Annotated in this window: 12 protein-coding genes; 9 read left to right on the top strand and 3 right to left on the bottom strand. The window is 55.7% G+C overall.

What is annotated here, in order from left to right; translation table 11 throughout:
- Window positions 1–37: 37 nt before the first annotated feature.
- The gene (locus ACI2J2_RS13015; RefSeq protein WP_404760188.1) at window positions 38–556 is read left to right on the top strand and encodes a GNAT family N-acetyltransferase; all 519 of its coding nucleotides are present in this window, start codon (window positions 38–40) and stop codon (window positions 554–556) included.
- 115 nt (window positions 557–671) lie between these two features.
- Complete coding sequence (gene aroL / locus ACI2J2_RS13010; RefSeq protein ID WP_037423282.1) at window positions 672–1,196, top strand: shikimate kinase AroL; 525 nt, start codon at window positions 672–674, stop codon at window positions 1,194–1,196.
- Between the two features lie 109 nt (window positions 1,197–1,305).
- Here aroL and ACI2J2_RS13005 read toward each other — a convergent pair whose 3' ends face one another.
- Window positions 1,306–2,055, bottom strand: a complete 750-nt coding sequence (locus ACI2J2_RS13005; protein ID WP_209636641.1) for a helix-turn-helix domain-containing protein — start codon at window positions 2,053–2,055, stop codon at window positions 1,306–1,308.
- 101 nt (window positions 2,056–2,156) lie between these two features.
- On the opposite strand from ACI2J2_RS13005, the gene ACI2J2_RS13000 reads away from it, so the two are divergent.
- From ACI2J2_RS13000 to ppnP, 3 genes are all read left to right on the top strand, one after another.
- On the top strand, window positions 2,157–2,561 hold the full coding sequence (locus ACI2J2_RS13000; RefSeq protein WP_404760187.1) for a nuclear transport factor 2 family protein: 405 nt from the start codon (window positions 2,157–2,159) through the stop codon (window positions 2,559–2,561).
- Between the two features lie 46 nt (window positions 2,562–2,607).
- A complete protein-coding gene (locus ACI2J2_RS12995) occupies window positions 2,608–2,808 on the top strand; it encodes a YaiA family protein (protein ID WP_037423273.1) in 201 nt (66 codons plus the stop codon).
- 275 nt (window positions 2,809–3,083) lie between these two features.
- Window positions 3,084–3,374, top strand: coding sequence for a pyrimidine/purine nucleoside phosphorylase (ppnP, locus tag ACI2J2_RS12990; protein ID WP_044548616.1), 291 nt, complete (start codon window positions 3,084–3,086; stop codon window positions 3,372–3,374).
- 179 nt (window positions 3,375–3,553) lie between these two features.
- Here the strand turns inward: ppnP and rdgC are convergent, their stop codons facing one another.
- Entirely contained in the window at window positions 3,554–4,465 is a 912-nt protein-coding gene (gene rdgC / locus ACI2J2_RS12985; RefSeq protein WP_006321205.1) for a recombination-associated protein RdgC, read from the bottom strand.
- Window positions 4,466–4,553: 88 nt separating this feature from the next.
- Window positions 4,554–7,166, bottom strand: a complete 2,613-nt coding sequence (locus tag ACI2J2_RS12980) for an ATP-binding protein (RefSeq protein ID WP_404760186.1) — start codon at window positions 7,164–7,166, stop codon at window positions 4,554–4,556.
- A 141-nt stretch (window positions 7,167–7,307) separates the two neighbouring features.
- Between ACI2J2_RS12980 and ACI2J2_RS12975 the strand changes: the two genes are divergently transcribed.
- The 4 genes from ACI2J2_RS12975 to ACI2J2_RS12960 all read left to right on the top strand — a co-directional run bounded on the left by ACI2J2_RS12975 (window position 7,308) and on the right by ACI2J2_RS12960 (window position 11,805).
- The gene (locus tag ACI2J2_RS12975; protein WP_209636632.1) at window positions 7,308–8,828 is read left to right on the top strand and encodes a sugar ABC transporter ATP-binding protein; all 1,521 of its coding nucleotides are present in this window, start codon (window positions 7,308–7,310) and stop codon (window positions 8,826–8,828) included.
- A 32-nt stretch (window positions 8,829–8,860) separates the two neighbouring features.
- A complete protein-coding gene (locus ACI2J2_RS12970; protein ID WP_209636630.1) occupies window positions 8,861–9,850 on the top strand; it encodes an ABC transporter permease subunit in 990 nt (329 codons plus the stop codon).
- A gap of 141 nt (window positions 9,851–9,991) precedes the next feature.
- Window positions 9,992–10,933: an ABC transporter substrate-binding protein gene (locus tag ACI2J2_RS12965; RefSeq protein ID WP_265554668.1), complete on the top strand. Its 942-nt coding sequence runs from the start codon at window positions 9,992–9,994 to the stop codon at window positions 10,931–10,933.
- A 185-nt stretch (window positions 10,934–11,118) separates the two neighbouring features.
- Window positions 11,119–11,805, top strand: a complete 687-nt coding sequence (locus ACI2J2_RS12960; protein ID WP_209636625.1) for a D-lyxose/D-mannose family sugar isomerase — start codon at window positions 11,119–11,121, stop codon at window positions 11,803–11,805.
- The last annotated feature ends 5 nt before the right edge of the window (window positions 11,806–11,810 follow it).

Raw genomic sequence — 11,810 nt, 5'->3', positions numbered from 1 at the left:
TGATTAAATAGCCGGCCCTGACGTTAAGGAGAACCCGATGAGCCTGCAAATCCGTTTAGCGCAGCCGCAGGATATCGCTCAGTTGATCGCCGTTGAGCGCTCGGCGGCGCAGCTGTTTCATCAACAGCCTGCCTGGCGTTTTATCGCCGAAGGCCCGGTGATGAGTTCAGAACAGCATGCTGATTTTATTCAGCGGCAACACGAATGGTTGGTTGAAGGCGCGTCAGGAGAGATCGCCGGCTTTATTGCCGTCATACCGCAATCACAGGATTGGCATATCGCCGAGCTGTCGGTAGCCGCCAATTGGCAGCGCCAGGGCATTGGCCGACGTTTGATCGCGGAGGTTGCAGCACAGGCGGCATTGCAAGGCGCACAGAGTTTAACGTTGACGACTTTTATTGATGTGCCCTGGAACGCACCCTATTACCAGCGCCTTGGGTTCAGGCCGATCGCCGCCCAGCAACTCAGTGCGTCATTGAAGCATCAATTGGCTGAAGACAGTGCGCAGGGTTTTGCTGCGGACAGCCGCTGTGCCATGGAATTTACACTGTCGTAAATATTGAAATACAGGCTGATGGCGGTATGATGCAGCAACTACGCCATCGCACGATCTGCACGCCAGATTCTGGCATGCAAACGCAATCACGTCACCGTATAAGGGACAACCCGTAATGACACAAACCATTTTCATGGTCGGCGCTCGCGGAGCCGGTAAAACCACGGTGGGCAATGCACTGGCGTTGGCGCTGGGCTATCAATTCATCGATACCGATCTGTTTATGCAGCAGACCACGCAGATGAGCGTGGCGGAAATGGTCGAAAAAGAAGGTTGGCTGGGGTTTCGCCGCCGTGAAAGCATCGCGCTGCAAACCGTGACGCAACCGTCAACTGTAGTTGCCACCGGCGGTGGTGCAATCCTGGCAGAAGAGAACCGCCGCTTTATGCGTCAGCACGGCACGGTGATTTACCTGCGCTCGCCGGCTGACGTACTGGCACAACGACTGGAAGAATACCCACAAGACGCACAGCGCCCAACCTTGACCGGCCGCCCTATTGCCGAAGAGATGTTGGAAGTGTTGGCCGCTCGCGAAGCCTTGTATCAGGAAGCTGCGCATTACGTGATGGACGGTACCGGCAACCCACAACAGGTGGTGGCTCAGATCCTCGCCGCGTTACAGCGTGAAACGGTAAAGTAATACCTAAAGGGTACGTGCGGGCACACTAGGCTGTGCCCGATTCTCTGCATTTCCCCTGCTTTCCCCGGTGTCGAACCGCCTCACGCGTCTGAGTGTTGGGATGAGGACACTACGAGTGTGCCTGATCGGCTGGGTGCGCTGTAAAATACAGCCCCGGCGTGATGCCAAAACGTTGACGGAAAGCGGCAATGTAGGCACTGACATTCTCGTAACCGTAGTCGCCGGCGATCCGATTGACGGACTCGCCGCGCGACAATGGCTCCAGCGAGCGGATCACCCGGGCTTGTTGGCGCCAGCGGGCGAAAGTGACGCCAGTTTCGCCAATAAAACGGCGGCTCAGGGTGCGGACGCTCAGTCCGGCCCAGGCAGCCCATTCAATCTGGCTCCGGTTGTCAGCAGGATCGTTCAGCAGTGCACGCGCAATTTTCAACAACCGCGCGTCCTGCGGTAGCGGCAGTTGGAGCGGGGCGCTTTCCTGAGCACGGACTTCATCTAACAATACATGCAATAGCCGCCGCTGCGGCGCGTTCAACTTTTGCCCGGCGAAGGGCGTTATGCGTTCCACAAGCGCCTGAATCAACCCGGAGGCGGTACTTAGCCGGGGTTGTTCAGGTAATCCGCCACAGTAAGCTTCCGGCACATACAGACTCCAGCCTGCTACGTTGCCGCACGCCACCGCCTGATGTGCGCAATGAGGGGGCAGCCAGCCAATATTACCCGCGGTCATTGCCCATTGCCGCTCGTGGGTTTCCAGCGCGATCATGCCATGGGTTAACAAATAGATTTGCCCCTCGGTATGTTGATGCCAAGGCGTCAGGTGTTTTTTCTCATGCCAGAGTCGCTCGCTTTGCAGGATCATATTGATTGGCCGATTTACAGTATAAAAAGTCCCAGTGCGCTTATTATGCCACGCTCTGGCCGCGCTATGATCTCCGCTTCATTCAATTCTGGAGATTGCTGATGACCTTGAAGACCCCAGCCGCCATTGTGCTCGACGCCTTGCAGCAGGTGGTTGCTGCCCCGCAGCACCAACCGGCGCTGATCGCTGAATTCTTCCATGCGGATTACCACCAGCAGGTGGATGGTAAAACGCTCGATTATTCGCAGTTTGTACAACATATGGCGTTGCTGAAGCAGCTCACCCGTAGCATGACATTGGTGTTTGTCGCGGTTGCCGGGCAGGGCGACGCGGTGTTGACGCACCATCTGGTACGGGTGGAAAAACGCGATGGCGGCAGTAGCTTGGTCAAGGTGCTGGCGCATTTCACTGTGCGTGACGGAAAAATCAGCGCCTGCGATGAACTGACGCAATTGCTGGAGGGGGAGCACGGCGATCGCGACCTGGGGTCATGCGTGTCGGTCTAAATAGCGCTGCTATACTTAAGCTTGTGGAATCACAGGGGAGATGAGCATGCGCGAAAATGACCGACCTGGTTATCCGAGAACCGCCCGAGTGGTCGCCGTTGACCGGGGCGATCCAAGCTTGCATATGCACCGTTTTGAGGTGCGTACCGATGACATTGAGCCGAACACGCTGCTCAGTGAGCATCCTACCGAGCAGGAAGCGCTTGATGCCAAGCATCGCTACGAAGATCCTGCGCTGGAAGATTAATCGACATCCCCAGAAGCCGGCGCAAGGCCGGTTTCTTTTATTCATTTTTTTGCTAATTGACTGATTAAAATAGCGAATAAAGTTGTATGCCACTTTCTGAATCTGGTATGCGGTGCCTTTTGAAGCCAGGATGCAGAAGGGCTATCTGGCACGTCTCCACTCTGCAGAACTTTACTCTGCGTCTCGATCGCATTTCGCGTGAAAAACCAGTGACAGATCAACCTTAATCCCCCAATATGGATTCCCCATAAAGTTGATTACGCGGGTGCCAGTCTATGCTGAAAGTGAACGAGTATTTTGCCGGAAAAGTGAAGTCTATCGGTTTCGATAGTAGCAGCATCGGCCTTACCAGCGTCGGTGTTATGGAAGAGGGAGAGTACACCTTCAGCACCGCCCAGCCGGAAGAAATGACCGTAATTACCGGCGCGTTGAAAGTGTTGTTGCCGGGCTCGCCGGATTGGCAGGTATTTATGCCGGGTGAGAAGTTCTTCGTACCGGGCCACAGTGAGTTCAACCTGCAGGTTGCCGATGCAACGGCCTATCTGTGCCGCTACTTAAGTAAATAATCCTACCCTTTACTTGACGCCACAGCGCTGTTGGCCGCGCGCACTCACCCCAGTCACTTACTTGCGTAAGTCCCTGGGGTTCTCGCACTTGCCACCTGGCTGCAACTCAAATTAATTTGGGTAGGTTGTTTATTTGGCAAAAGCTGCGCATCTGGAGCAAAGGCGCAGTTTTTGCAGGCTCAACGCTGGGCTTCGCCACCCAGAGCTTCGATGGTGTTCTTGATTAACGCCGCCAGCTCGCTGGTCATCAGGATGAAGTCGGCGTCAAAACGCTGGGCAAAATCGTCACGATCGATGTCGTCATTCTGCTCACGCAGTGCATCAGCAAACTTCAGACGTTTCAACGAGCCGTCGTCCGCCAGGACCAGTTGAATGCGTTCTTGCCAGTCAACCGCCAGTTTGGTCACCAGCTTGCCGGCTTCAATGTGCACCGCAATCTCATCGCTGATCAGGTTCTGTTTTTTGCAGCGAATAACGCCGCCATCTTCCAGAATTGCCTTCAGTTCCGCTTCGTCCTGAATGATAAAGCCCGCAGGCAGTTCGCCGGAGCGTACCCATTCAGTCAGCGTCAGTTCAATTGGGCTTTCCATGGTCAACGGCACCACGGGCAGAGAACCCAGACTTTTGCGCAACAGCGCGAGTGTATCTTCCGCACGCTTGGCGCTAGCAGCATCAACCATGATCAGATCGTTGACGGTGTCTATCCACATAAACGTCTGGTTAAAACGGCTGAAGGCACGTGGCAGCAAGCTGTGCAGCACTTCGTCTTTCAGTGCGTCTTTCTCGGTTTTCTTCAGTTTACGGTGTTGCTCACCTTCCAGGCGTTCAATCTTGGCCTGCAACTCTTGCTTGATGACCGGCGACGGCAGGATTTTTTCTTCCTTGCGCGCACAGATGACGATCTGGCCATTCACTGCATGCGTCAATGCGTCGCTGTGCGAGCCCATCGGGGAGACCCAGCCGGTTTTCGCCATGTCCTGGCTGCCGCACGGGGTGAAAGCAAAGGCGCTGAGCTGTTTTTCCATTTCATCCGCGTTTAGCGCAACTTCGCGGCTCAAACGGTAAACCATCAAATTCTTAAACCACAGCATAATGTTATCCCTGGCTGGGCGTGCATCTGGCACGCTTATTCATCAAAAGCAGGGCGGCATAATAACGAATCAGAGGCGAAAAATCGCCTCATTCCCTCTCAATTGCGTCGTCGACCGCGTTTGAACGACGTGCCCGTTGCAACGCCATCGCCAGCTGACGCTGGCTGAAAGGCTTGCGCAGCAATTCCACATTAGGCAGCGTGTCTTCGTGGTTTCGACGTATATCCTGACCGCTGATCAACAAGGCCGTGATGCGCGGATTAATCTCTCGCGCCAGCCCAATCACCTGTGCGCCGTCCAGCTCGCCCGGTAACATCAGGTCGCTTATCAGTACGCCGATATCCGACGTCTGACGTAACAGCGCCAGTGCTTCATGGCTGTCCGCACAGTCCAGCGTCAGGTAGCCGAGCTGGTGTAGATGTTCACACAACGTATGGCGCACGTCGTTTTCATCTTCCAATACCAGTACCAGGTTGCCGCTGTCGTTATCTTCCTCGGTTGGCAGGGCCGGTGCGTCTATCAGTGCTGGCGTGGGCGCTCGTGGCAACTGCAAGCGCACCAGTGTCCCTTGGCCCGGAGTGGTTTCAATCTGTACCCGGCCACCTGACTGGCGAACAAACCCGTATACCATCGACAGCCCCAGTCCACTGCCGCTGCCCACGGCCTTGGTGGTGAAGAAGGGTTCGAACACCTGCGCTTTGACCTCTTCCGACATGCCACAGCCGGTGTCGATCACCTCTAGCGTCACCATGTCCTGTTTCTTGCCGCCGCTGCGCACCACGCGTTGGTTGTAGGTCCGGATCTTCACTATGCCGCTGCGGCCCTCCATGGCGTCGCGGGCGTTGACCACCAGATTGATCAGCGCATTTTCTAACTGGTTAGCATCAACCCACGCCGGCCAGCCAGGATGCTGAGACTCAATGACCAGGGACAGCGTCGTGGGCAGTGAATGACGTAGCAACTCCTGCAGATTTTCCACCAGCAGGTGAAGCGTGATGGCCTGCGGGTGCAGTGCCTGTTTACGAGAGAACGCCAGCAGTCGCTGGGTGAGCTGTGCCCCGCGTTCGGCAGCCTTCAGTGCGCGAGCGATGCGTTGCTCAGTCTGTGCGTCCTGTGTCTGCTGGGTCGTCAGCTCCAAACTGCCGATAATTACCGCCAACAGGTTATTAAAATCATGCGCCAATCCGCCGGTGAGTTGGCCGACTGCCTTCATTTTTTGACTGTGCAACAGTGCTTCTTCCAACGCTTTACGCTCGGTACGCTCCAGCACCACGTTGACCACGCCACGGTTTGGTACTGGGCTAAAACGCAGCTCGACGGTGCGCCCATCGCTCAGCCTTAGCTCCTGCGGTTGCGGCAGTTCGCTGGAGAGGTTGGCCAACACCGCATCCCAACGCTGGCCGGCCGGAGGTGTCACGTGTTGCAGCAGCTCGCGGTAGTGTTGTCCCCGGTGTAATTGGTGTTCGTTTAATCCCAACAGGAGAGGATATTGCGGGTTCCACACGACCAATTGACCGTCGTTATCAAAGAGTGCGAAGCCGTCGCGCATCGCCAGAAACGTGGTTTCCAACTGAGTGCTTTTCTCTTTCAACAGGCGGGAAGTCTGTTCGAGTGAGGCGGTATTACGTGCAAAAACGTTGAATGCGCGTGCCAGTTCGCCCAATTCATCGCGGCGTTGCAGCGCGGGTACGCTGACATCGCGCTCACCCCGTGCCAACCGCGTCATGGCGTTAGCAATTGCGGTCAGGTTCGAGCCGAGGTTGCGGTAGATATACAACCCGGCGAAACCGGTAATCACCAGCGCCAGCAGCGCAAACAGGCCGATAAATACGCTGATGGAACTGAGTTCATGGTGCGTTTGGTGGGTACGTAGCTCCGATTCGTCCGCCACTTTCTGTACGTAAAGATTGATATCATCGTTGAGCATCGCGACTAACGCTTTGATATGGTAGGTGTAATAGGCCAGGGCGAGATCGCTTTGCTCCAACTCCAGTGTTTCAGGCAGCAACCGTTGTTCATTGTCCCGAAATTGCCGCATTTTCTCATCCACCAACGCATCTGGGCTGTTTTGCGGCCAGTAGGCCATCACGCTATCGAGCTGTTGGGCTGCTGCCTTGGGCGTTGGGGTTTGAATGGCAATGGCCAGCAGCCGATCAATTTGGCTCAGAAGCGGCTGCGAAGGTTGGTTCAAGTTATGGCGCTGGTTAAGGCTGGCGATATGCCGCAGCGTGCTTTGTGACTGATACAGACCGCTGAGAAGAATATTGCGTTGTAAATGCCGCGCGTGGCCGAGATCCAGCATGCGGGTTACACTGGTTTCCAACGCGTTACTGCGGCTGATGATGCGTTTGACCAGGGCCGGTTCACTGTGTGCCAGGGGGGCTTCTGCCAACCGACTGAGTGAAGCCTGTAGCGCCAGCTGAGTCTGTTTCAGTCGAGCGGATTCGCTTTGGTACTCCAGCGCGCCAACCACTTGCGAAAGCCGAATCGCGGCGGTCGCCACGTTTGACGTGTCCCGGCTCAACGCCATACTGCCGTTCATCTCTTTCAGCGTCTGCGCCTGCACCTGTTCCTGCAGCTTGCCCGCATGGTTAAAACCGACGATTGCCACCCCACTGACCATGAGCGTCACCGCCACAACCAGCAGGTTGAACATCAGCAAGCGCCCACGAGCACCGGCAAGGAAAGGCAATCTGCGCATCGTATCTCCCGTAACTGACTGTTCGCAGTATAGATCCCCGTTCCATTAACAATATGACAAAGATGAATGGACGCTGACATTTTGCATTTATTTATGCGTGGTTAACTGCTCTCAATCCGAACCCTAACCTGAGGTATGACGATGAGCGCGATCCCGATTCTGGAAATGCACAACATCGCCAAGCGTTTTGGTCAGTTTTATGCGCTTAAAGGCGTCAATCTGACGGTATATCGCGGGGAAATTCACGCGTTGATGGGGGAAAACGGTGCAGGTAAAAGTACCTTAATGAAAATATTGGCCGGCGCTTATATCGCCAGCAGCGGGGAAATTTTTATCGATGGGCAGCCGTTCGCCATTAAAGGGCCAAAAGATGCCCTGGCAGCAGGCATCACGCTGATTTATCAGGAAATGAACCTTGCACCGAACTTGACGGTGGCAGAGAACATATTTCTGGGCAGCGAGATCCAGCGCGGTGGCCTGGTAAAACGCGGACAGATGTTGCTGGACGCGCAGAAGGTGATCGATCGTTTGGGGGCTCAGTTCAGCGCCGGCGATCGGGTGATGAAATTAACCATCGCCGAGCAGCAACAGGTAGAAATTGCCCGTGCGCTGCATCGCAACAGCCGTATCCTGGTTATGGATGAGCCGACGGCGGCGCTTTCTTCACGTGAGACGCAGCGATTGTTCGAGCTGATCAAGCGCCTGCGTGATGAGGGCATGGCGATTATTTACATCAGCCATCGCATGGCGGAAGTGTATGAACTGTCGGACCGCGTCAGTGTCCTGCGCGACGGCCAATATGTCGGTAGCCTGATGCGCGACAAACTGTCCGCCAGCGAATTGGTGCGCATGATGGTGGGCCGCCCATTAAGTGATTTGTTCAATAAGGAACCGGGCATTGCGGTAGGCGAACCACGCCTGACGCTGCACGGCCTGACCGATGGCAAGAAGGTGAAACCCGTCAGCCTGCAAGTGCGCGCCGGTGAAATTGTTGGCCTTGCCGGGTTGGTAGGCGCCGGGCGATCCGAACTGGCTCAGCTGATATTTGGCGTGCGCAAGGCCAGTGGTGGCACGGTGGAGATTGACGGCACGTTGGCCAATATCCATTCACCGCGCGATGCCATTGCCCTGGGTATCGGTTTTCTTACGGAAAACCGCAAAGAGCAGGGGTTATTCCTCGATCTGGCTGCGCATGAAAATATCGTCATGGCGACACTGGAACGTGACGGCCGCTATGGCCTGCTCAATCGCCGCAAGGCACAGCGTATTTCCAGTGACGCTATCAGCTTGTTGAATATCCGCGTGCCGCATGCCCAGGTACGTGCCGGTGGGCTGTCCGGCGGCAACCAGCAAAAGCTGCTGATTTCACGCTGGGTGGCGATCGGCCCGCGCATTCTGATCCTCGACGAACCGACGCGCGGCGTTGACGTCGGTGCCAAAAGCGAAATTTACCGCATCATGAGCCAGATGGCACAGCAGGGTGTGGCGATCCTGATGATCTCCAGTGAACTGCCTGAAGTGGTCGGTATGAGCGACCGGGTCTACGTGATGCACGAAGGCAGCATCGTTGGGGAACTGAACGGCGGTGATATCAGCCAGGAAAATATTATGGCGCTGGCAACCGGCGTCGACTCCCCTCAGCCGCAGGTGACAACCGCATGAATAATTCTATCCCCACGCTCAAGGAGCCTGCCATGACATCAAATTCGCTGCCGCCAGGTGCAAAGAACCCTACGCTAAAACGGGCATTGCTGGGCGATATGATGCAAACCGTCGGTATCTTGCCGATATTGATCTTGATCGTCGCCGTTTTCGGTTTTGTTGCGCCAAACTTTTTCACTGATGCCAACCTACTGAATATCGCCCGGCAGGCATCAATTAACATCGTATTGGCGGCGGGCATGACCTTTATCATCCTGACCGGCGGTATCGATCTCTCGGTCGGTTCGATGCTGGGCACCACGGCAGTGGTGGCAATGGCCGTCTCATTGATGCCGGGCTTCGCCGGAATGTCAATTCCGCTGGCGCTTCTGGCCGGCTTGGGCATGGGGTTGTTTAACGGTTTCTTGGTGGCCTACGCCGGTTTGCCGCCGTTTATCGTCACGCTCGGGACCTATACCGCACTGCGTGGTGCCGCTTATCTGCTGGCAGACGGTACCACCATTATCAACTCCAATATCAGTTTTGAATGGATCGGCAATGCTTATCTGGGGCCGATCCCTTGGCTGGTGATCATCGCTTTTGCCGTCATTGCGCTGTGCTGGTTTATCCTGCGCCGCACCACGCTGGGCGTACATATCTATGCCGTGGGCGGCAACATCCAGGCGGCGCGTCTGACCGGGATCAAGGTGGGTGCGGTGCTGCTGTTCGTCTACGGTATGAGCGGTTTGCTGTCAGGGCTGGGGGGGATAATGAGTGCCTCACGGCTTTACAGCGCCAACGGCAATCTCGGTATGGGCTATGAGCTGGATGCGATTGCTGCGGTGATCCTCGGCGGTACCAGCTTTGTCGGCGGCATTGGCACCATTACCGGCACGCTGGTGGGGGCGCTGATTATCGCTACCCTCAACAACGGCATGACGCTGATGGGGGTCTCTTACTTCTGGCAATTAGTGATCAAAGGGGCCGTCATCATCATCGCGGTACTGATCGATAAATACCGCACCCGTAATTATCAACACTAATACCCGTTGTCTTTCAAGCGACAGCCGTGCTGGCTGCAGCTTGAAAACCCTAGAGCAAGTTTGAGTGAGTGAGAGAAATCAGTTGGTTAGCGCCCACCGGGGCAGGTTTTTCATAGATTAGAAAATAATGAGGAAAACACTATGCGTTTCAAGCCATTGATTACCGCTTTACTGGTTACCGCTGCGCTCGGCAGTGCGTCGTTGGTGCAGGCAAAAGAGTTGAAATCGATTGGGGTGACGGTAGGGGATTTGGCCAACCCGTTCTTTGTGCAGATCACCAAGGGGGCTGAGCTGAAGGCGCGTGAGCTGGCCGGTGACAAGGTAAACGTCACGCTGGTGTCGAGCGGTTACGATCTTGGTCAGCAGGTGGCGCAGATTGATAACTTTATCGCTGCCAAGGTCGATATGATCATCCTGAACGCTGCGGATTCCAAGGGCATTGGCCCAGCCGTCAAACGCGCCAAGGATGCCGGTATCGTGGTGGTGGCGGTTGACGTGGCGGCCGAAGGTGCCGATGCCACCATTACCTCGGACAACACTCAGGCCGGTGCCATGGCATGTAAATACATCAGCGACCGTCTGAAAGAGAAAGGCAACGTGGTGATCATCAATGGGCCACCGGTATCTGCCGTCCAAAACCGGGTGGAAGGCTGCATGACCGAGCTGAAGAAACACCCAGAGATCAAGTTGCTGTCTTATAACCAGAACGCGAAAGGCAGCCGTGAAGGCGGGCTGGAGATCATGACCGCGTTGCTGGCGGCCAATCCGAAGATTGACGGTGTCTTTGCGATTAACGATCCGACAGCGATCGGTGCCGATCTGGCGGCGAAACAAGCACAACGTAGCGAATTCTTCATCGTTGGCGTAGACGGATCGCCGGACGGCGAGGAAGCGCTTAAACGCGGCAATTCACTGTTTGTGGCGACGCCTGCACAGGATCCCCAGGTTATGGCGGCCAAAGCGGTCGAGATCGGTTATCAAATCCTGCAGGGCAAACCTGCACCGACCGGTCCGGTGCTGATCCCGGTCACCATGATCGATAAAAACAATATTGGCAGCTACAAAGGCTGGACGGTGAAATAACCGTTATACCCTTATCCTTCAAGCTGCCTCTTTGTTGGCTGCCTTTGTTAACCCGAATCACTTACCTGAGTAAGCTCATCGGGATTCACTCAGTTGCCGGCTAGACGCATCTTGAATGATTTTGGGTAGATTTACGGGGCCTGCCAGATCGGGCCCCCCATTCCTTAAGCGCTTCCGGAGGCACCATGAACCGTTCCGCCGTGAATCATATTCTGCAGCAAACCCAGCACTTTTTTGCCCGTTTTGACGTTCAGTTACCCCCTTTTGCCCATTTCAGCCCACCCGTTTGGCGGCAGCTTGATCGCCAGCCGTGGCAAGAGGTGTTCGACCTGAAGCTGGGTTGGGATGTTACGGCGTTCGGCGGCGATGATTTTGCCCGTCAGGGACTGACGTTGTTTACCCTGCGCAATGGTTCACCCGGCGGGCAGCCTTATGCCAAAGGCTATGCGGAAAAGATCATGCATTGCCGCGAAGCGCAGGTAACGCCGATGCATTTTCACTGGCGTAAGCGGGAAGACATCATCAACCGTGGTGGAGGCAACCTGATCGTGGAGTTACACAATGCCGACTCGCAGGAAGCGCTGGCCGATAGCGCCGTGACCGTCACGCTGGACGGTTGCAAACAGACCCACGCTGCCGGTTCGCGGCTGCGGCTGGCACCCGGAGAAAGCATTTGCCTGACGCCAGGTATCTACCACAGTTTTTGGGGGGAGGAGGGCTTTGGCGACGTGCTGGTCGGTGAAGTGTCCACGGTGAACGATGACGACAATGACAACCGTTTCCTGACACCGCTCAAGCGCTTTAGCCAGATCCAAGAAGATCAGCCGCCGCAGTGGTTGTTGTGTAACGACTATTTGCGCTTTATCGATTAAGGAGA

Source organism: Serratia sp. NPDC087055 (genome assembly GCF_044900985.1).
In the GTDB taxonomy this organism is placed as follows: Bacteria; Pseudomonadota; Gammaproteobacteria; order Enterobacterales; family Enterobacteriaceae; genus Serratia.
Note: the sequence above shows the minus strand (reverse complement) of the source record. Positions and strands in the feature narration are given on the sequence as shown.

What these genes read in the sequence shown, in the direction of transcription:
- ACI2J2_RS13015 (WP_404760188.1), top strand. Translation starts at nt 38, where the DNA reads ATGAGCCTGCAAATCCGTTTAGCGCAGCCGCAGGATATCGCTCAGTTG.
- aroL (WP_037423282.1), top strand. Translation starts at nt 672, where the DNA reads ATGACACAAACCATTTTCATGGTCGGCGCTCGCGGAGCCGGTAAAACC.
- ACI2J2_RS13005 (WP_209636641.1), bottom strand. Translation starts at nt 2,055, where the DNA reads ATGATCCTGCAAAGCGAGCGACTCTGGCATGAGAAAAAACACCTGACG.
- ACI2J2_RS13000 (WP_404760187.1), top strand. Translation starts at nt 2,157, where the DNA reads ATGACCTTGAAGACCCCAGCCGCCATTGTGCTCGACGCCTTGCAGCAG.
- ACI2J2_RS12995 (WP_037423273.1), top strand. Translation starts at nt 2,608, where the DNA reads ATGCGCGAAAATGACCGACCTGGTTATCCGAGAACCGCCCGAGTGGTC.
- ppnP (WP_044548616.1), top strand. Translation starts at nt 3,084, where the DNA reads ATGCTGAAAGTGAACGAGTATTTTGCCGGAAAAGTGAAGTCTATCGGT.
- rdgC (WP_006321205.1), bottom strand. Translation starts at nt 4,465, where the DNA reads ATGCTGTGGTTTAAGAATTTGATGGTTTACCGTTTGAGCCGCGAAGTT.
- ACI2J2_RS12980 (WP_404760186.1), bottom strand. Translation starts at nt 7,166, where the DNA reads ATGCGCAGATTGCCTTTCCTTGCCGGTGCTCGTGGGCGCTTGCTGATG.
- ACI2J2_RS12975 (WP_209636632.1), top strand. Translation starts at nt 7,308, where the DNA reads ATGAGCGCGATCCCGATTCTGGAAATGCACAACATCGCCAAGCGTTTT.
- ACI2J2_RS12970 (WP_209636630.1), top strand. Translation starts at nt 8,861, where the DNA reads ATGACATCAAATTCGCTGCCGCCAGGTGCAAAGAACCCTACGCTAAAA.
- ACI2J2_RS12965 (WP_265554668.1), top strand. Translation starts at nt 9,992, where the DNA reads ATGCGTTTCAAGCCATTGATTACCGCTTTACTGGTTACCGCTGCGCTC.
- ACI2J2_RS12960 (WP_209636625.1), top strand. Translation starts at nt 11,119, where the DNA reads ATGAACCGTTCCGCCGTGAATCATATTCTGCAGCAAACCCAGCACTTT.